Origin of the sequence: Pseudomonas eutrophicaquae, from assembly GCF_023544715.1 — a bacterium.
In the GTDB taxonomy this organism is placed as follows: domain Bacteria; phylum Pseudomonadota; class Gammaproteobacteria; order Pseudomonadales; family Pseudomonadaceae; genus Geopseudomonas.
Genome location: NZ_JAMJEZ010000012.1, coordinates 48955 through 67392, shown reverse-complemented (window position 1 = coordinate 67392; position 18438 = coordinate 48955). Strand labels below are relative to the sequence as shown.

14 protein-coding genes and 1 other RNA gene are annotated in these 18438 nt (G+C 64.3%); 1 reads left to right on the top strand and 14 read right to left on the bottom strand.

Annotated elements, in window-relative coordinates; translation table 11 throughout:
• Positions 1-3: 3 nt before the first annotated feature.
• The 4 genes from recR to ffs form a co-directional block, all read right to left on the bottom strand.
• A complete protein-coding gene (gene recR, locus MXC11_RS07575) occupies positions 4-603 on the bottom strand; it encodes a recombination mediator RecR (protein ID WP_250007223.1) in 600 nt (199 codons plus the stop codon).
• A 100-nt stretch (positions 604-703) separates the two neighbouring features.
• On the bottom strand, positions 704-1030 hold the full coding sequence (locus MXC11_RS07570; RefSeq protein WP_250007222.1) for a YbaB/EbfC family nucleoid-associated protein: 327 nt from the start codon (positions 1028-1030) through the stop codon (positions 704-706).
• A gap of 10 nt (positions 1031-1040) precedes the next feature.
• Positions 1041-3185 carry a DNA polymerase III subunit gamma/tau gene (dnaX, locus tag MXC11_RS07565; RefSeq protein ID WP_250007220.1) on the bottom strand — a complete coding sequence of 715 codons (2145 nt, stop codon included), beginning with the start codon at positions 3183-3185 and terminating at the stop codon, positions 1041-1043.
• A 102-nt stretch (positions 3186-3287) separates the two neighbouring features.
• An RNA gene (ffs, locus tag MXC11_RS07560) (signal recognition particle sRNA small type) lies at positions 3288-3384 on the bottom strand.
• A 277-nt stretch (positions 3385-3661) separates the two neighbouring features.
• Here ffs and MXC11_RS07555 point away from each other — a divergent pair.
• Entirely contained in the window at positions 3662-5524 is a 1863-nt protein-coding gene (locus MXC11_RS07555) for an ATP-binding response regulator (RefSeq protein WP_250007218.1), read from the top strand.
• On the opposite strand, the gene ispD is transcribed toward MXC11_RS07555, so the two are convergent.
• The 10 genes from ispD to lpxB form a co-directional block, all read right to left on the bottom strand.
• Positions 5472-6170 (bottom strand): 2-C-methyl-D-erythritol 4-phosphate cytidylyltransferase, encoded by a 699-nt coding sequence (gene ispD, locus MXC11_RS07550; protein ID WP_250007246.1) that lies wholly within the window; start codon positions 6168-6170, stop codon positions 5472-5474. The genes MXC11_RS07555 and ispD overlap by 53 nt on opposite strands.
• Positions 6171-6221: 51 nt before the next feature.
• A complete protein-coding gene (locus MXC11_RS07545) occupies positions 6222-6500 on the bottom strand; it encodes a septum formation initiator family protein (RefSeq protein ID WP_250007215.1) in 279 nt (92 codons plus the stop codon).
• Between the two features lie 110 nt (positions 6501-6610).
• The gene (eno, locus tag MXC11_RS07540) at positions 6611-7900 is read right to left on the bottom strand and encodes a phosphopyruvate hydratase (protein ID WP_250007213.1); all 1290 of its coding nucleotides are present in this window, start codon (positions 7898-7900) and stop codon (positions 6611-6613) included.
• Positions 7901-8030: 130 nt separating this feature from the next.
• Positions 8031-8876, bottom strand: coding sequence for a 3-deoxy-8-phosphooctulonate synthase (gene kdsA / locus MXC11_RS07535; protein ID WP_250007211.1), 846 nt, complete (start codon positions 8874-8876; stop codon positions 8031-8033).
• A gap of 7 nt (positions 8877-8883) precedes the next feature.
• Positions 8884-10521, bottom strand: a complete 1638-nt coding sequence (locus MXC11_RS07530) for a CTP synthase (RefSeq protein ID WP_250007209.1) — start codon at positions 10519-10521, stop codon at positions 8884-8886.
• Between the two features lie 109 nt (positions 10522-10630).
• The gene (gene tilS, locus MXC11_RS07525) at positions 10631-11965 is read right to left on the bottom strand and encodes a tRNA lysidine(34) synthetase TilS (RefSeq protein WP_250007207.1); all 1335 of its coding nucleotides are present in this window, start codon (positions 11963-11965) and stop codon (positions 10631-10633) included.
• 89 nt (positions 11966-12054) lie between these two features.
• Positions 12055-13005, bottom strand: a complete 951-nt coding sequence (locus MXC11_RS07520) for an acetyl-CoA carboxylase carboxyltransferase subunit alpha (RefSeq protein ID WP_250007205.1) — start codon at positions 13003-13005, stop codon at positions 12055-12057.
• A gap of 106 nt (positions 13006-13111) precedes the next feature.
• The gene (dnaE, locus tag MXC11_RS07515; RefSeq protein ID WP_250007203.1) at positions 13112-16630 is read right to left on the bottom strand and encodes a DNA polymerase III subunit alpha; all 3519 of its coding nucleotides are present in this window, start codon (positions 16628-16630) and stop codon (positions 13112-13114) included.
• 76 nt (positions 16631-16706) lie between these two features.
• Complete coding sequence (gene rnhB, locus MXC11_RS07510) at positions 16707-17303, bottom strand: ribonuclease HII (protein WP_250007201.1); 597 nt, start codon at positions 17301-17303, stop codon at positions 16707-16709.
• Positions 17303-18436: a lipid-A-disaccharide synthase gene (gene lpxB / locus MXC11_RS07505; protein WP_250007199.1), complete on the bottom strand. Its 1134-nt coding sequence runs from the start codon at positions 18434-18436 to the stop codon at positions 17303-17305. The genes rnhB and lpxB overlap by 1 nt, the downstream gene beginning before the upstream one ends.
• Positions 18437-18438: the final 2 nt, after the last annotated feature.

Genomic DNA, 18438 nt, shown 5'->3' with positions numbered 1-18438 from the left:
GCATCAGCCGGCCATCGGTCGCCGACCGGCCATGGCATGCGCCAGGGTGCCGCCATCGACCAGCTCCAGCTCCCCACCAAGTGGAACACCATGGGCAATCCGGCTCAGGGTCAGCCCGCGAGGCGCCAGCAGCTGGGCGATGTAATGGGCCGTGGCCTCCCCCTCCACCGTCGGGTTGGTTGCGAGGATCACTTCCGTGAACTGCCCGGCGGCGACCCGTGCCTCCAGCTCGGGAATGCCGATGGATTCCGGCCCCAGGCCATCAATCGGCGAGAGGTGGCCCTTCAGGACGAAGTAGCGCCCACGATAGCCGGTCTGCTCGACGGCAAACACATCCAGCGGCCCTTCCACCACGCACAGCAGGCTGTCATCGCGGCGCGGGTCGCTGCAAAGGCCACACAGCGGCGTCTCGCTGAGAGTGCGGCAACGCTGGCAATAACCGATCCCCTCCATCGCCGTCGAGAGCGCTTCGGCCAGACGGCGCCCGCCACTGCGATCCCGCTCAAGCAGATGCAGCGCCATGCGCTGGGCCGTCTTCTGACCAACACCGGGCAGGATACGCAGGGCATCGATCAGCTGGCGAATCAGGGGACTGAAGCTCATCGTCGAAGGCTCACAGAAAGAGACGGGGAATCGTGGAATACGTGCACAGAGAAACCGGCACGCGAAAGCGACCACCCGCAGGCAGGTGGCCGCCTCAGGGTCAGAACGGCATCTTGAAGCCAAGCGGCATCTGCAGACCGGCGGTCACGCCGGCCATCTTCTCTTGGTTGTTCTGCTCGATACGGCGCACCGCATCATTGACCGCCGCCGCGATCAGGTCTTCAAGGATTTCCTTGTCTTCCTGCATCAGGCTGTCATCGAGGCTGACGCGCTTGACGTCATGGCGACCATTCATCACCACACTGACCAGCCCGGCACCGGACTGACCGGTGACCTCCGCATTGGCCAGCTCTTCCTGCATTTTCTGCATCTTTTCCTGCATCTGCTGGGCCTGCTTCATCAGGCCGGCCATGCCACCTTTCATCATGCTGTTTACCTCAACGCTCAATGGGTTCAATGGAATCGTCGCGAACAGTCGCGCCGAACAGGGTCATCATCTGCTGCACCTGCGGATCGGCATGGATTGCCGCCACAGCGGCCTGCTGACGCTCGGCACGGGCGCGTGCTGCGGCCTGGGCCGGCGTTTCCTGGGTGGGGGTGATGATCTGGATATCCAGCTGTACCGTCTGCCCGAGGTGCGCTGAGAGCGCATCACTGAGCCTGCGCTGCTGCGCAGCATTGAACAGCGCGCTCTGGGCCGGATCAAGGTGCAATGTCCAGTGCGCACCCTGTGCCGCGACCAGAGTACAGTTGGCAGCAATGCTGGCCGTCATGCCCGACAGCCCGAGCCGTGGGTAGATTTCCAGCCATTCGGCAGCCAGGCCGGTTGCCGGCGGCAAGACGGGCAACTCTGGGGCGGGTGTGGCCACAGATCCCTCCGACGCTACCGGGGCCGCATTCTCTACCGGCTCATAGCTCTCCAGATATGCATAGGCGGCCAGGTCATCGTCGAACGGCTCCTCGTCGCCTTGCCCCTCATCATCGGACGGTGCGGCAGACGCGGTATCACCGGGCAGTGGGGCATAGGCTGGCTCGGGATCATCATCCCAAGGCAGACTTTCGTCCGCGGCATTGGCTGGGGATAGCGGTGCAGAGGGTGTGGGCGATGCCACAGGCTCATCGGCATGCACAGGCAGATTTGCGGATTGCGGGGCTGAAACAGCCGATGTTTCACGCTGCGCGGAATCGGCTGGCAACATGGCGCTACGCGGCTCAGCCTCTGGCTCAGGTGTAGCCGGTGGAGGTGCAACATCGGCTGCCGGATGAACCTCCACGGCGGGCAACGGCATATCTGTCGCCGCAATGGCCTCGGTACTCGCAGTGACGGGTGGCAGCGCTACAGGCGCGCGCACATCAATCATTGCAGCTGCTGGCGCTACGGGGGGCACATCCGCCATGGCAGATACAGCCATCACGGCAGGTGCCTGAGCTGCGGGCACCTCGCTCACCGACGCGGTCGTGCCGAGCTGCAGGGGTGTCTGCGGTACCTGAGCGACCTCGGCCGGGCGGAAGGCCAGCATGCGCAGCATGACCATCTCAAAGCCGCTGCGCGGATCGGGCGCCAGCGGCAGGTCGCGGCGGCCGATCAGTCCCATCTGGTAGTAGAACTGCACATCCTCAGCCGGCAAGGCGCGGGCCAGGCTCAGCACCCGCTCACGGTCACCCTGGCCGTTGTCTACCGCCTCCGGCACCACCTGGGCAATCGCCACGCGGTGCAGCACATTGAGCAGCTCGGCCAGTACCCCCGACCAGTCCGGCCCCTGTTCGGCCAATTGGCGGATGGCTTCCAGTAGACCCGATGCGTCACCGCTGATCAGGGTCTGCAGTACGCCGTACACCTGGCCATGATCCAGCGTGCCGAGCATGGCGCGCACATCGGCGGCCAGCACCTGCCCTTCGCCAAAGGCAATCGCCTGATCGGTCAGGCTCATGGCATCGCGCATCGAGCCATCAGCGGCGCGGCCGAGCAGCCACAGCGCATCATCCTCGAAGGGAATCTGCTCGGCGCTCAATACATGGGTGAGGTGCTCGACCACCCGCTCTGGCGGCATGTTCTTCAGCGAGAACTGCAGGCAGCGCGAGAGGATGGTGACCGGCAGCTTCTGCGGGTCGGTGGTGGCGAGCAGGAACTTGACGTGGGGTGGTGGCTCTTCGAGGGTCTTGAGCAGCGCGTTGAACGAGTGCGTGGAGAGCATGTGCACTTCGTCGATCAGGTAGACCTTGTAGCGGCCACGGCTCGGCGCGTACTGCACGTTGTCGAGAAGCTCGCGGGTGTCTTCGACCTTGGTGCGGCTGGCCGCATCCACCTCGATCAGGTCGACAAAGCGCCCCTCATCGATCTCCCGGCAGACCGAGCATTGCCCGCAGGGCGTCGAGCTGACACCGGTTTCGCAGTTGAGGCATTTGGCGAGGATCCGCGCGATGGTGGTCTTGCCCACCCCACGGGTACCAGTAAACAGATAGGCATGATGCAGACGCTGATTATCCAGCGCATTGATCAGGGCCCGCAGCACATGGGTCTGGCCGACCATTTCGCGGAACGAGCGCGGGCGCCACTTGCGGGCAAGAACCTGATAACTCATGAAAGCGGATCGCCAGTGCTAAAACCAAGGCCCACCATGCTAGCGAAGCGCGGGGCAAATTGCACTGCAGACGGCGCGGGCAAAGGCCCAAAATGGAGATGGCCCCGCCAGCCACACCCCGGCACACAATATGACCGCTGCGGCTGCTCCCTTCCGGGCCTGACCGGGTTCACGGCTGATCGTTGCGGGGGGACCGACAGGGCCACCATAAAGCGCTTGCCAGAGCAGCAAGCCGCGCCATTGTAACGACTCATCCGCCAGTTACAACCGCTGCATGCAAAAAAGCCTGCAACAGGCCCGCGAGATACGGCGGGGGGACTCACCGCCAGCGCGGCGCAGATGTATGATCACGCATACTTGGAAAGGCTTGGCAGCAGGGATACTTCCAACCCGCCTGCAGCCTTCTGCAACCCCACCTGTCACCGCCGGTCCCCACACTGCCCGCGCGTGATCCGGCTCGATGGAACGCCACCGGCATGTCGAATCCGCACTCCCCAACGCCCCGCAGGTTCCGGCCTGCCTCGCAAGCTGGCACCGGCAAGCCGCTACTGCTGCTGGCACTGAGCTGCCTGCTGCTCAGCCTCGGGCTGGCGTTCTCCGGGCTGCATGGGATTTTGCAGCTGCTGCCACTAAGCGGCCTGTTGCTCTGCGTGGTCCTGCTGCTGCGCCAGCAACCGACAACCCCGCCCCCAAGCGCCATCGACTTCAACGAGGCCATACGCCAGCCTGCGGCACGGCTCAGCCAGCGCCAGGAGCAGAGCCTGGACTCCGCGCTGACCACCCTGCTGGAGCACACCCTGCAAAGTCGCTGGGAGATGGACCTCGAGCAGCAGAGCATCCATATCGAAGGCCCGCTGCTGCGCCGCTTTGGTCTCGGCAGCAACGAGATGACGCTGAAGGTGTTCCAGACTCGCATTCACCCGGAGGATCTGGAGACCTTCATCGCCTGCCACCAGCAGAGCGAGGATCTCAGCGATCAGTACCGGCTGGAATTTCGCCTGCGCGATGCCAACGGCTTCTACCACTGGCTGCTGAGCCGCGCCCATGTACTGGAGGTGCGCGGCGCGACCGATGCCCCGGGGCGCCTGGCCGGCATCCATGTCGATATCGATGCCCTGAAAAGCACTGAAGAAGCCCTGCGCCGCAACCTTGGCAAGGTGCGCGCGGCGAACCTGGCCAAGACCCGCTTCCTGTCTAGCATGAGTCAGCAACTGCGCGGCCCGCTGAACAATGTGCTGGGCTTTGCGCAGATGCTGCAGGTCGAGCTGCAGCAGCGCGAACAGACCGACCCGCTGCGCCAGTACAGTGACGAGCTGGTCAACGCCAGCAGCCGCCTGGCCCTGATGGTCGATGACATCCTCGATTACGCCAGCCTGGAAAATGAACAGGGCAACGTCACCCTCGAAGAGGTGGATCTGCGCCAGATCATGGCCGAGTGCCTGGACTTGATCCGCCCGCAGATCCGCCAGCAGCACCTGCAACTGGCAAGCCGCCTGCCTGACGGGCGCTTGCTGGTGCTGGCCGAGCCGCGCCGGCTGCGGCAGATCCTCCTCAACCTGCTGAGTAATGCCGTCAAGTACAACCGCCCACGCGGGCAGGTGTCGCTGACCTATCGCATTGAGGGCGATCGCCTGCGGGTAATTGTGGACGACACCGGTATCGGCATCGCCGCCGAGCAGCAGGCACAGCTGTTTAGCCCCTTCCAGCGCCTCGGCCAGGAAGAAGGTGAGATTGAGGGGAGCGGCATTGGCTTGGCTCTAAGCCGCATTGCCGCGCAAAGCATGCAGGGGCATCTGGGCTTTAGTAGCAACGCTGGCCAGGGCAGCAGCTTCTGGCTGGAGCTGCCCTACAGCAGCAACCTGCAGGTCAAGCCGGTGGAGGTCGAGCGCCCCTTCAGCACCCGCGAATTGCCGCGCGTGGCTTATGTCGATAACCGCCGCGCCAGCCAGCTGCTGGTCGAGCATGCCCTGGCAGACCTGGCCCGCATCGAGATCATCGATGATGGCATTGATGCCCTACGCCGCCTAAGTAGCCAACCGCCGCAACTGATCCTGCTGGATCTGGACCTGCCGGGGCTGGATGGCACGAGCCTCTTGCGTAGCCTGCACAATCAGGAGAGCACCCGCGAGGTGCCGATCATCACCCTCAGCGCCACCGCGCAGACCGAAGACTGCGCCCAAGGGCGCGAGTTTGGGGTGCGCGCATGCCTGAGTAAGCCGCTGCGGATTGAGCAATTGCGGGAGCAGGTGCGCGTGCAATTGCAGCCTCGTCCGAGCCTACGCGAGCTCAACGCCCCGCCCAGCACTGCGCCAGCCAGGCCAGATCCTCAGGACGGGTAATTTTGAGATTGTCGGCACGCCCCTCAATCAGCCGTGGCGCGTAACCCGCCCACTCCAGGGCTGAGGACTCATCCGTAATCGCAACCCCCGCCACGCGCGCATCGGCCAGGCTGCGCTGCAGCAAGCCCAGCCGGAACATCTGCGGGGTATAAGCCTGCCAGATCACGCTGCGATCCACGGTCGCTTTCACCCGCTCCTGCGCATCGGCGCGCTTCAGGGTGTCGCGTGCTGGGACGGCCAGAAGGCCACCGATCGGGTCTTCAGCGAGTTCCGCAAGCAGCTGATCCAGGTCACTGCGGGCCAGGTTCGGGCGGGCAGCATCATGCACCAGCACCCAGTCATCGACGCTCGCGCCCTGCTCCAGCAGGTGTTGCAAGCCATTGAATACCGAATCGGCACGCTCACAGCCGCCCATGGCACGCTGAATGCGAGGGTCTGCCGCACAGGGCAGCATCGGCCAGTAAGGATCTTCATCCGCCAGACAGACCACCACCCCTTTGAGCTGTGGGTGGCCGAGGAAACAGTCCAGGGTGTGCTCGAGCAGCGTGCGGCCGGCGATCTTCAGGTACTGCTTGGGCCGATCCGCGCGCATACGGGCGCCAATCCCGGCTGCCGGGATAAGGGTCCAGAATTCAGGCAAGGGCATCAGCGACATGGCGGGCTTCTCTCGGGACAGGTGTGCAAGCCGCAGTGCCAGTCACTCGCTCAGCAGCAGCAGGGTTTCGCCTTCCTTGACCATGCCCAGTTGATAGCGGGCACGCTCCTCAATGGTCTCAAGGCCGCGTTTGAGCTCGAGCACTTCGGCTTCAAGAGTCTGGTTACGCTCGTGCAGGAGGGCATTTTCGCGCTGTTGTTCAGCGATTTCCTGCTGCAGGGCGCGGTTATGGGCAATACCACCATCGCCTTCCCACAAGCGATACTGCAGGCCGGCGAGGAGCAGGAGCAGCACGACGAACAGCAGATGGGCCTTTTGCATCCGAAGCAGCCCTCGATGGCATCAGACGGATCAGAAAATGGCTCGGGCCAGCGTGAGCCAGCACCGGGCTTGCCCCACCACGCCAAGGGGCGTGGCGGGTATCACAGGACTTAGCCGCGGAATTCGGCACGGCCCTTGTACGGCGCTTTGGCGCCCAGCTGCTCTTCGATGCGCAGCAGCTGGTTGTACTTGGACACACGGTCCGAGCGGCACAGCGAGCCGGTCTTGATCTGGCCAGCTGCAGTACCAACGGCCAGGTCGGCGATGGTGCTGTCTTCGGTCTCACCGGAGCGGTGCGAGATCACCGCGGTGAAGCCGGCGGCCTTGGCCATCTGGATGGCTTCCAGGGTCTCGGTCAGCGAGCCGATCTGGTTGAACTTGATAAGGATCGAGTTGCCGATCGACTCCTCGATGCCACGCTTGAGGATCTTGGTGTTGGTGACGAACAGATCATCACCAACCAGCTGCACCTTCTCGCCGATCTTGTCGGTCAGCACCTTCCAGCCAGCCCAGTCGGACTCGTCCATGCCATCTTCGATGGAAATAATCGGATAGCGCTGGGTCAGGCCGGCCAAGTAGTCGGCGAAGCCTTCGGCGCTGAACACCTTGCCTTCACCGGCCAGGTCATACTGACCATCCTTGAAGAACTCGCTCGATGCGCAGTCGAGGGCCAGGGTGACGTCATCACCCAGCGTGTAACCCGCATTGGCCACGGCCTCGGCAATCGCGGCCAGGGCGTCTTCGTTGGAGGCCAGGTTCGGCGCGAAACCACCTTCGTCACCCACCGCGGTATTCAGGCCACGGGCCTTCAGCACAGCCTTCAGGTGGTGGAAGATCTCAGCACCCATGCGCAGGGCGTCGGCAAAGGTCTTGGCGCCGACCGGCTGGACCATGAACTCCTGGATGTCGACGTTGTTGTCGGCATGTTCGCCGCCGTTGATGATGTTCATCATCGGCACCGGCATGGAGTAGACGCCCGGAGTGCCGTTCAGGTCAGCAATGTGCGCGTACAGCGGCACGCCCTTGGCCTGGGCAGCAGCCTTGGCAGCAGCCAGGGACACGGCGAGGATCGCGTTGGCGCCCAGAGTGGCCTTGTTCTCGGTACCGTCCAGCTCGATCATCGCCAGGTCGAGGGCTTTCTGCTCGGTCGGGTCCATGCCCAGCAGGCGCTCGCGGATCGGACCGTTGACGTTGGCCACGGCCTTCAGCACGCCCTTGCCCAGGTAACGGCTCTTGTCGCCATCACGCAGCTCCAGCGCTTCGCGCGAACCGGTGGAGGCACCGGACGGCGCGCAGGCGCTGCCGATGATGCCGTTGTCGAGGATCACATCGGCTTCAACGGTCGGGTTACCGCGGGAATCCAGGACCTCACGGCCTTTGATGTCGACGATTTTTGCCATTGCGGGTAGTACTCCAGAGGGTTTGACGAACACGCCCGCCACGGCTGCCTGCGCCGCACGGTGGCCAGCGGGGATAAATGGATCGGGCGCCCATGCCGGGCGCCCGCTACTGTAGCCGAATGCCGCTGCCTCAGGCAGTCTCGATCGGCGGGAAACGCTTGACCAGCTCGTCCAGCGCCTTGAGCTGGGCGAGGAACGGCTCCAGCTTGTCGAGGCGCAGCGCACAGGGGCCGTCGCACTTGGCATTATCCGGATTCGGATGGGCCTCGAGGAACAGCCCGGCCAGCCCCTGGCTCATGCCGGCCTTGGCCAGGTCGGTGACCTGGGCACGGCGACCGCCGGCGGAATCGGCGCGCCCACCCGGCATCTGCAGGGCGTGGGTCACGTCGAAGAACACCGGGTACTCGAACGACTTCATGATGCCGAAGCCGAGCATGTCGACCACCAGGTTGTTGTAGCCGAATGAGCTACCGCGCTCACAGAGGATCAGCTGATCATTACCCGCCTCCTCGCATTTGCGCAGGATGTGCTTCATCTCCTGCGGGGCGAGGAACTGGGCCTTCTTGATGTTGATCACCGCACCGGTCTTGGCCATCGCCACCACCAGATCGGTCTGCCGCGACAGGAAGGCCGGCAGCTGTATGATGTCGCAGACCTCGGCCACTGGTGCGGCCTGATAGGGCTCATGCACATCAGTGATCACCGGCACGCCGAAGGTCTTCTTCACTTCCTCGAAGATCTTCAGGCCTTCATCAAGGCCCGGGCCGCGGAACGAGGTAATCGACGAGCGGTTGGCCTTGTCGAAGCTGGCCTTGAATACGTAGGGGATGCCGAGCTTTTCGGTGACCCGCACGTACTCCTCACAGACCTTGAGGGCCAGATCGCGCGACTCCAGCACGTTCATGCCGCCGAACAGCACGAACGGCAGATCGTTGCCGATCTGCAGGTCGCCGACGCGGATAATCTTCTGCGCCATGATCGGATCAGCCTTTCTGGTTCAGGGCGTGCTGCTGGATGGCCGCCTGGACGAAGCCACTGAACAGTGGGTGACCATCACGCGGGGTGGAGGTGAACTCCGGGTGGAACTGGCAGGCGACGAACCACGGATGCTCCGGCGCCTCGACCACTTCGACCAGCGCGCCGTCACCGGAGCGACCACTGACCCGCAGACCCGCCGCTTGCAGCTGCGGCAGCAGGTTGTTGTTGACCTCGTAACGGTGGCGGTGACGCTCGACGATCACCTCCTTGCCATAGCAGGCATGCACCTTCGAGCCGGCGTCCAGCTGGCACTCCTGAGCGCCCAAGCGCATGGTGCCGCCCAGATCAGACCCTTCAGTGCGCTGCTCGACGGCACCGCTGGCGTCTTGCCACTCGGTGATCAGACCGACCACCGGGTGCGCGCTGGTCTGGTCGAATTCGGTGGAGTTGGCATCTGCCCAGCCCAGCACATTGCGGGCGTATTCGATCACCGCAACTTGCATGCCGAGGCAGATGCCCAGGTAGGGAATCTTGTTCTCACGGGCATACTGCACGGTCTGAATCTTGCCTTCCACGCCGCGCAGACCAAAGCCACCGGGTACCAGGATGGCATCCACGCCTTCCAGCAGGCCGGCGCCTTGGTTTTCGATGTCTTCGGAGTCGATGTAGCGCAGATTGACCTTGGTGCGGCTCTGGATGCCGGCATGGCCCATCGCTTCGATCAGCGACTTGTAGGCATCCAGCAGCTCCATGTACTTGCCGACCATGGCGATGGTGACTTCACGCTCGGGGTTGAGCTTGGCGTCCACCACGCGATCCCATTCGGACAGATCCGCGGCACCGCACTGCAGGCCGAAGCGCTCGACCACGATGTCGTCCAGACCCTGAGCGTGCAGCACCGAGGGGATCTTGTAGATGGTGTCAACGTCTTCCAGGCTGATCACCGCGCGCTCTTCGACGTTGGTGAACAGGGCGATCTTGCGCCGCGAGGACAGATCGACCGGATGGTCAGAACGGCAGATCAGCACGTCCGGCTGCAGGCCGATGGAGCGCAGCTCCTTGACCGAATGCTGGGTCGGCTTGGTCTTGGTCTCGCCGGCGGTAGCGATGTACGGCACCAGGGTCAGGTGCATCAGCATCGCGCGCTTGGCACCGACCTCGACACGCAGCTGGCGGATCGCCTCGAGGAACGGCTGCGATTCGATATCACCGACGGTGCCGCCGATCTCCACCAAGGCCACGTCGGCATCGCCGGCGCCCTTGATGATCCGGCGCTTGATCTCGTCGGTGATGTGCGGAATCACCTGCACGGTGGCGCCCAGGTAATCGCCGCGGCGCTCCTTGCGCAGCACGTCCATGTAGACGCGACCGGTGGTGAAGTTGTTGTTCTGGGTCATGGTGGTGCGGATGAACCGCTCGTAGTGGCCCAGATCAAGGTCGGTTTCCGCACCATCGTGGGTGACGAACACCTCACCGTGCTGGAACGGGCTCATGGTACCTGGATCGACGTTGATGTACGGATCCAGCTTGAGCATGGTGACCTTCAGCCCCCGCGCCTCCAGGATTGCCGCCAGGGAAGCCGAGGCGATGCCTTTCCCCAAAGAAGAAACAACACCACCCGTGACGAAGATGTAGCGCGTCATGAAAAACCCTAGAAGTCTGCGTTTAGGCGGCTGGCCGCCGGGGAATGCGAAGGGAGGCGCAAAGCCTCTTAAAGACGGGAGAATAGTTTACGGCAAAGGTGCAACCTTCTCAAACCTTCGCCCGGCGTGCACTGCCCAATGGCGGTGCATCGGGCGGCTGCCAGCACAGGCGCAGCGTGTCGGCAGAGCCTGCGATCGGTAGCGGCAGATTGGCCACCGCCAGCAGCTGTTCGCTGGCATACAGCAGCGGCAGACGCTCGCGCACGAAGGGGGGCACGCCGGCCTCCTGCAGGAGCCGCTTGAAATCACGCCGCCCGCGCCCAGCCAGCACCAACTGCTCGCCGCCCTGCCGGTAGCGGATCTGCAGGGGCTCGCCAGGCGCTGCCCCCTCCAGCCAGACCGTGCCGTTGCCGGGCAGGCTCAGCGCCTGCTCAGGGATAGGCCAAGCCTGACGATCCATAGCCGGCGCTGATAGCCACTCCCCGCCCAGCCACCACACCCGCCCGGCAAAGCGATGCAGCTCCCCCTGCCCCAGGCGCCAGCACGGCGTGGCATCACGCCCTGCATCACGCAGGGATTCCCAGCCCACCCAGTGCTCGCGGGGCGGCAGCAGGGTCAGCCCTCGCAACCAGTAACGCAGAGCATTGCGCTGCCGTGCCGCCGACAGTACCTGCAAGGGCGCCAGCGCCAGCGAGGGCAACGGCAGCCAGCCGGGCGCGGCAGGCGTCTGCGCACGCGCTAGGTCTTCTACCGCCAGTTCATCCAACAGGCTCGCCGCCTCCTGCTGCTGCGCGGCATCGCGTGCCAGCACCGTGCTGACCGCCGGCCAGTGCTGCGCCAGGCGCGGCAGGATTTCATGGCGCAGAAAGTTACGCGCCAGGCGTGTATCGCGATTGCTTGGGTCCTCAACCCAGTGCAGCCCCTGTGCCTGCGCCCACTGCTCCAGCTCGGCGCGCCCGACCTCCAGCAAGGGGCGCAGCAGCCAACCCTGCCCGAGCGGGCGACTGGCGGGCATGGCCGCCAAGCCCTGTACACCACTGCCACGCAGCAGGCGCAGCAGCAGGGTTTCTGCCTGATCATCACGATGCTGCGCCAACAGCAGCAGCGCACCTGGCGCCAGATGCTCGGCAAAGGCCGCATAACGAGCCTCGCGCGCCGCCCGCTCGACACTGGCGCCCGAGTCCACCGTGACGCGGCATACCGTCAGAGGAATATCCAGCGCCGCACACGCGGCCTGGCAATGTTCCGCCCACTCATCGGCGAAGGCTTGCAGCCCGTGATGTACATGTAGCGCTGAGAGCGGTGGCAATGCCTGATGCCGGGCCAGACGCGCCAGCAGATGCAGCAGCACCAGAGAATCGAGCCCACCAGAGAGCGCCAGGGTCCATAACGGTGCCTGACGCCAGGGCGTCAATACGTGCAACAGGTGAGCTTCAAGGGACATGGCGCAACGGGCCAAGGAGACAGGACAAGAGAGGGAGCGTGGCGCAGAACGGAGCACCTCCATCCTGCGCCAGAGGAATTGCGCCGCCGTCAGGCTACGCCGTAGCTCATCAGACGCTGGTAACGACGCGCCAGCAGGGTCTTGCTGTCGAGCTTGACCAGCTCGCCCAGCTGCTTGCTCAGCGACTGACGCACAGCCTCGGCCATGGCGGCATGGTCACTGTGCGCGCCACCCAGCGGCTCGGGGATCACGGTATCGACGATACCCAGATCCTTGAGGCGCTCGGCGGTCACGCCCATGGCCTCGGCCGCTTCCGGCGCCTTCTCAGCGGTACGCCAGAGGATCGAGGCACAGCCTTCCGGGGAAATCACCGAGTAGGTGGAATACTGCAGCATGTTCAGCTGATCGCACACCCCAATGGCCAGCGCACCGCCAGAACCACCCTCACCGATGACGGTGGCGATGATCGGGGTCTTCAGGCGCGACATGACTCGCAGATTCCAAGCAATCGCCTCGCTCTGCCCGCGCTCCTCAGCATCGATGCCCGGGTAGGCACCGGGGGTGTCGATGAAGGTCAGGATCGGCAGACGGAAACGCTCGGCCATCTCCATCAGGCGGCAGGCCTTGCGGTAGCCCTCCGGACGCGGCATGCCGAAGTTGCGGCGCACCTTCTCACGGACTTCACGGCCTTTCTGATGGCCAATCACCATCACCGGACGGTCATCCAAGCGTGCTACACCACCGACAATGGCCGCATCATCGGCAAAGTGACGATCACCGTGCAGCTCATCGAACTCGGTGAAGATGTGCTCGATATAGTCGAGGGTGTACGGGCGGCGCGGATGGCGGGCCAGGCGGGCGATCTGCCAGCTGGTCAGATTACCGAAGATGCTCTGGGTCAGCGTCTGCACCTTGTCCTGCAGGCGGGTGATCTCTTCGCTGATATTCAGCTCATTGTCGTTGCCCACCATGCGCAGGCCATCGATCTTGGCTTGCAGGTCGGCGATCGGCTGTTCGAAATCCAGATAGTTCGGGTTCATAGCTTTTCCGTGGTGAGCAGGTGGCTGTTCGGCTCAAAATCAGGCGGCCGACTTTACGGTATCGCACGCCTGTGGTCGAGCCTGACGGGGCCAAGGCCCCGCCGATCTAGCGGTATTGCAGAAAGACGTTATCGCGTCCGAACTGGTCACGCAGCGTCTGAAGCAGGCTATCGGCCGGATCGATACGCCACTGATCGGCAAACTGCAGTATCGCCCGGGCATTCTCCCCCTGGTACTCGACACTGACCGGACACCCGCCCCGGCAGGTCGCCAGCTGCTCGCGCAGCCACTGCAGGCGCGATGCCTCAAGCTGGCGGGTATCCAGACGCAGCCGCAGGCTCTCGGCCAGCGAGGTGCGCGCCTCCTCGAGACTCATCACCCGCTTGGCCCGCAGGCGCAGGCCGCCGGAGAAGTCATCCATGCTCACCTCGCCCTCCACCACCACCAGCGCATCGGTCTGCAGCAGCGCCTGTGCCGCGGCGAAGGCCTCGGCAAACAGCGAGGCTTCGATGCGTCCGGAGCGATCATCCAGGGTAACAAAGCCCATCTTGTCGCCGCGCTTGTTCTTCATCACCCGCAGGTTGACGATCAGCCCGGCCACCGTCTGCAGCTCGCGCGCCGGGCGCAGGTCATTGATGCGCTGGCGGGCAAAACGGCGCACCTCGCTCTCATACTCGTCGATCGGATGGCCGGTCAGGTACAGACCGAGGGTCTCTTTTTCACCACGCAGCCGCTCCTTGAGCGACAGCTCGCGCACCTGCCGGTAACTGGCATACACATCGGCTTCGGGCTCGGCAAACACTCCACCAAACAAATCCATGTGCCCGCTGTCCGCGCTGCGTGCCGTCTGCTCGGCGGCCTGCACCGCCTCCTCCATGGCGCCCAGCAGCGCCGCCCGATTGAGGTTGATGCTGGCCTGCCAGGCCTTGGGCTCGTCCTCGTAATACGGCCCGAGGCGATCCAGCGCACCACAGCGGATCAGCGCCTCGAGGGTGCGCTTGTTGATGCGCTTGAGATCGACCCGGGCGCAGAAGTCGAACAGGTCCTTGAACGGCCCCGCCGCACGCGCCTCGACAATCGCCTCCACCGGCCCCTCACCCACACCCTTGATCGCCCCCAGTCCGTAGACGATGCGCCCATCCTCGTTGACGGTGAACTTGAACTCCGAGGTATTGACGTCCGGGGCGTCGATGCGCAGCTTCATGCTGCGGCATTCCTCGATGAGAATCACCACCTTGTCGGTGTTATGCATGTCCGCCGAGAGCACCGCGGCCATGAACGGTGAGGGGAAATGGGTTTTCAGCCAGGCCGTCTGGTAAGACACCAGACCATAAGCCGCCGAGTGCGACTTGTTGAACCCGTAACCGGCAAACTTCTCCACCAGATCAAAGATGTTGCCCGCCAGCTCTGCACTGATGCCATTGGCCGCGCAGCCTTCAATAAAGCCGCCACGCTGCTTGGCCATCTCTTCGGGCTTCTTCTTGCCCATCGCCCGGCGCAGCATATCGGCGCCACCCAGCGTGTAGCCGGCCATCACCTGGGCAATCTGCATCACCTGTTCCTGATAGAGGATGATGCCGTAGGTGGGCTTGAGCACCGGCTCAAGGCCAGCGTACTGGTAATCCGGGTGCGGGTAGGACAGCTCGGCGCGGCCGTGCTTGCGGTTAATGAAGTCGTCCACCATGCCCGACTGCAAGGGGCCGGGACGGAACAGTGCCACCAGCGCGATCAAATCCTCCAGGCAGTCCGGCTTGAGCTTCTTGATCAGCTCCTTCATGCCGCGCGATTCGAGCTGGAACACCGCGGTGGTCTCGGCGCGCTGCAGTAACTGGTAGGTCGGCTTATCATCCAGCGGGATGAAATCGATGTTCACCGGCGGCAGTTGCTGCTTGGCCTGCTCGCGGTTGATGGTCTCCAGCGCCCACTTGATGATGGTCAGGGTACGCAGGCCGAGGAAGTCGAACTTGACCAGCCCAGCGGACTCGACATCGTCCTTGTCGAACTGGGTCACCAGCCCGCCGCCCTCCTCATCACAGGCAATCGGCGCAAAGTCGGTCAGCTTGGTCGGCGCGATCACCACACCACCGGCGTGCTTGCCGGTGCCGCGCACAACCCCCTCGAGCTTGAGGGCCATGTCCCAGATTTCCTTGGCATCCTCGTCGCTGGCGAGAAATTCGCGCAGCGGCTCTTCCATCTCGAAGGCCTTCTCCAAGGTCATGCCGACCTCGAAGGGGATCATCTTCGACAGCCGATCGGCTAGGCCGTAGGACTTGCCCTGCACCCGCGCCACGTCGCGCACCACCGCCTTGGCCGCCATCGAGCCGAAGGTGATGATCTGACTCACCGCGTTGCGCCCGTACTTGTCGGCCACGTAATCGATCACCCGGTCGCGGCCATCCATGCAGAAGTCGACGTCAAAGTCGGGCATCGAGATCCGCTCGGGGTTGAGGAAGCGCTCGAACAGCAGGTCGTAGGCCAACGGATCGAGATCGGTGATCTTCAGCACATAGGCGACCAGCGAGCCGGCACCCGAGCCCCGCCCCGGACCAACCGGCACGCCGTTGTTCTTCGCCCACTGGATAAAGTCGGCGACGATCAGGAAGTAGCCGGGAAAGCCCATCTGGATGATGGTGCCGAGCTCAAACTCCAGTCGATCGACATACACCTGGCGCTTGGCCGCGTAATCGGGCGTGTCCTTGGGCAGCAGGACCGTCAGCCGCTCCTCCAGCCCCTCGTAGGAGGCATGGCGCAGGTAGTCGTCGATGCCCATGCCGTTGGGCGTCGGGAAATCGGGCAGGAAGTAGGTGCCCAGCTGCACCTCAAGGTTGCAGCGCCGGGCGATCTCGACGGTGTTCTCCAGCGCCTCGGGAAGGTCGCTGAACAGCTCGGCCATCTCCTGCGGGGTCTTCAGGTACTGCTGGTCGGAGTAGGTGCGCGGGCGGCGTGGATCATCCAGCGTGCGTCCCTCACCAATGCAGACGCGGGTTTCATGGGCCTCGAAATCCTCGGGACGCAGGAAGCGCACATCGTTGGTGACCACCAGCGGCGCGCCCTGCTCGCCGGCCAGCTGCACGGCGCGGTGCAGGTATTCTTCGTCCCCCACCCGCCCGGTGCGCTGCACTTCCAGATAGAAACACTGCGGGAACGCCGCCTGCCACTCCTCAAGCAGCGCAGCTGCCTCATTCAGCTGACCGGAGAGCAGCGCCAGACCAATCTCGCCCTCGCGCGCACCAGACAACGCAATCAGCCCCTCGGCCGCTTCCATTACCCAGCCACGCTGCAGCACCACCAGCCCGGCGCGCTGCCCCTCGCTCCAGCCGCGGGAAATTAGTTCGGTGAGGTTGCGATAGCCGGTGGCATTCATAGCCAGCAGCGTCAGACGGGTCAGTGGACCTTCTTCATTGCGGCTGTCCAGCCAGACATCCGCCCCGCAGATCGGCTTGATCCCTGCGCCCATCGCACTCTTGTAGAACTTCACCAGCGCGCACAGGTTGCTCATGTCGGTGACCGCCACCGCCGGCATCTCGGCGGCAGCCACAGCCTTGATCAGCGGCTTGATGCGGACCAGACCATCGACCAGAGAGTATTCGGTGTGCAGACGCAGATGAACGAACGAGACAGGCATGGCGGATCCGGGCAGCAGGAACAATGGCCACGGATTGTACAAGTATCAATGCGGCCGCGCTGCAGTCGTCCAGACCTCAGCCTTCGAGCAGGCGCCGCACCGGGGCGAAGGAGCGGCGGTGGATCGGCGTCGGCCCCAGACGCTCCAGCGCAGCCAGATGGGCGGGGGTCGGGTAGCCCTTGTGGGTGGCCAGTCCGTAGCCGGGATAGCAGCGATCCAGCGCCAGCATTTCGCGGTCACGGGTGACCTTGGCCAGGATCGAGGCGGCGGCGATCGCCGGGACGGTCGCATCCCCCTGCACCACCGACGCAGCCGGCACCTCCAGCACCGGGCAACGATTGCCGTCGATCAGCGCCAGGGTCGGGCGGACCGAGAGACCGGCTACGGCGCGCTGCATGGCCAGAAAGGTCGCCTGCAGGATATTCAGCCGATCGATTTCCTCGACCTCAGCGCGGCCCAGACTCCAGGCCAGCGCCTTGCTGCAGATTTCCTCGAACAGCTGCTCACGGCGGGCTTCGCTGAGTTTTTTGGAGTCGTTGAGGCCAATGATGGGGCGCGCCGGATCCAGAATCACCGCTGCCGTGACCACCGGACCGCAGAGCGGCCCACGCCCGACTTCATCGACCCCGGCGACGCAGTCCTCAACCAGCGCAAAATCCAGTCCCAACTGCATCAGCGCTGCTCGATCAGCGTCAGGAGCGCTTCCGCGGCCCGTACCGATGCACCGCGGCGCAGGGTGCGGTGAATGATCTCAAAACCTTCGGTCTGTACCTCGCCGTGCTCCAGCAGCGGCGACAAGGCATCGGCCAGCGCCTCGGCAGTCGCGGCATCCTGGATCAGCTCGGGGACCAGAAAGCGCCCTGCCAGCAGGTTGGGCAGCGCCACGTAAGGGCCTTTGACCAGACGCTTGAGGATCTTGTAGGTCAAAGGGGCCAGGCGATAGGCAACGACCATCGGCCGCTTGAACAGCAGCGCCTCCAGGGTGGCGGTGCCGGAGGCAATCAGCACGGCATTGCAGGCCGCCAGCACCTCGTGGGAGCGCCCATCCACCAGCTTGACCGGCAGATCGCGGCCGACCAGCATGGCTTCAAGCTGGGTGCGCCGCTCGGCACTGGCGCAGGGCACCAGAAAGCGCACGCCAGGATGCAGACTGCGCAGGCGCGTTGCCGCATCGAGGAACAGATCCCCCAGGCGCTGCACCTCGCCACCACGGCTGCCCGGCATCAGCGCCACCAGCGGCCCTTCCTCATCGACCCCCAGTGCGCGGCGTGCTGCGGCACGGTCATTCTCAAGCGCGATGCTGTCGGCCAGCGGGTGACCGACAAAGCACACCGGCACTTGCTGCTCTTCGTAGAAGCGCGCCTCGAAAGGGAACAGGGTAAGCATCAGATCGCAGGCTTCACGGATCTTCAGCACCCGCTTCTGCCGCCAGGCCCACACCGAGGGGCTGACATAATGGGCGGTGCGAATGCCGGCACGCCGCAGGCGCAGCTCAACCCCCAGATTGAAATCCGGGGCGTCGATCCCGATGAACACATCGGGGCGCTCGCTGATCAGGGTTCGCACCAAGCGACGACGGCGCAGCAACAGTTCCGGCAGGCGGCCCAGCACCTCGACCAGCCCCATCACCGCCAGGCGCTCCATCGGGAAATAGCTGTTCAGCCCTTCGGCCTGCATGCGTGGCCCACCGATACCGATGAACTGCGCATCCGGATGCTGCACTTTGAGCGCCTGCATCAGACCCGCACCGAGGATGTCGCCGGACATCTCGCCGGCCACCAGGGCAATTTTCAGAGGACGGGACATAG

Bases quoted from the DNA above. Each gene is read 5' to 3' on its own strand.
- recR (WP_250007223.1), bottom strand. From the start codon at position 603: ATGAGCTTCAGTCCCCTGATTCGCCAGCTGATCGATGCCCTGCGTATC.
- MXC11_RS07570 (WP_250007222.1), bottom strand. From the start codon at position 1,030: ATGATGAAAGGTGGCATGGCCGGCCTGATGAAGCAGGCCCAGCAGATG.
- dnaX (WP_250007220.1), bottom strand. From the start codon at position 3,185: ATGAGTTATCAGGTTCTTGCCCGCAAGTGGCGCCCGCGCTCGTTCCGC.
- MXC11_RS07555 (WP_250007218.1), top strand. From the start codon at position 3,662: ATGTCGAATCCGCACTCCCCAACGCCCCGCAGGTTCCGGCCTGCCTCG.
- ispD (WP_250007246.1), bottom strand. From the start codon at position 6,170: ATGCCCTTGCCTGAATTCTGGACCCTTATCCCGGCAGCCGGGATTGGC.
- MXC11_RS07545 (WP_250007215.1), bottom strand. From the start codon at position 6,500: ATGCAAAAGGCCCATCTGCTGTTCGTCGTGCTGCTCCTGCTCCTCGCC.
- eno (WP_250007213.1), bottom strand. From the start codon at position 7,900: ATGGCAAAAATCGTCGACATCAAAGGCCGTGAGGTCCTGGATTCCCGC.
- kdsA (WP_250007211.1), bottom strand. From the start codon at position 8,876: ATGGCGCAGAAGATTATCCGCGTCGGCGACCTGCAGATCGGCAACGAT.
- MXC11_RS07530 (WP_250007209.1), bottom strand. From the start codon at position 10,521: ATGACGCGCTACATCTTCGTCACGGGTGGTGTTGTTTCTTCTTTGGGG.
- tilS (WP_250007207.1), bottom strand. From the start codon at position 11,965: ATGTCCCTTGAAGCTCACCTGTTGCACGTATTGACGCCCTGGCGTCAG.
- MXC11_RS07520 (WP_250007205.1), bottom strand. From the start codon at position 13,005: ATGAACCCGAACTATCTGGATTTCGAACAGCCGATCGCCGACCTGCAA.
- dnaE (WP_250007203.1), bottom strand. From the start codon at position 16,630: ATGCCTGTCTCGTTCGTTCATCTGCGTCTGCACACCGAATACTCTCTG.
- rnhB (WP_250007201.1), bottom strand. From the start codon at position 17,303: ATGCAGTTGGGACTGGATTTTGCGCTGGTTGAGGACTGCGTCGCCGGG.
- lpxB (WP_250007199.1), bottom strand. From the start codon at position 18,436: ATGTCCCGTCCTCTGAAAATTGCCCTGGTGGCCGGCGAGATGTCCGGC.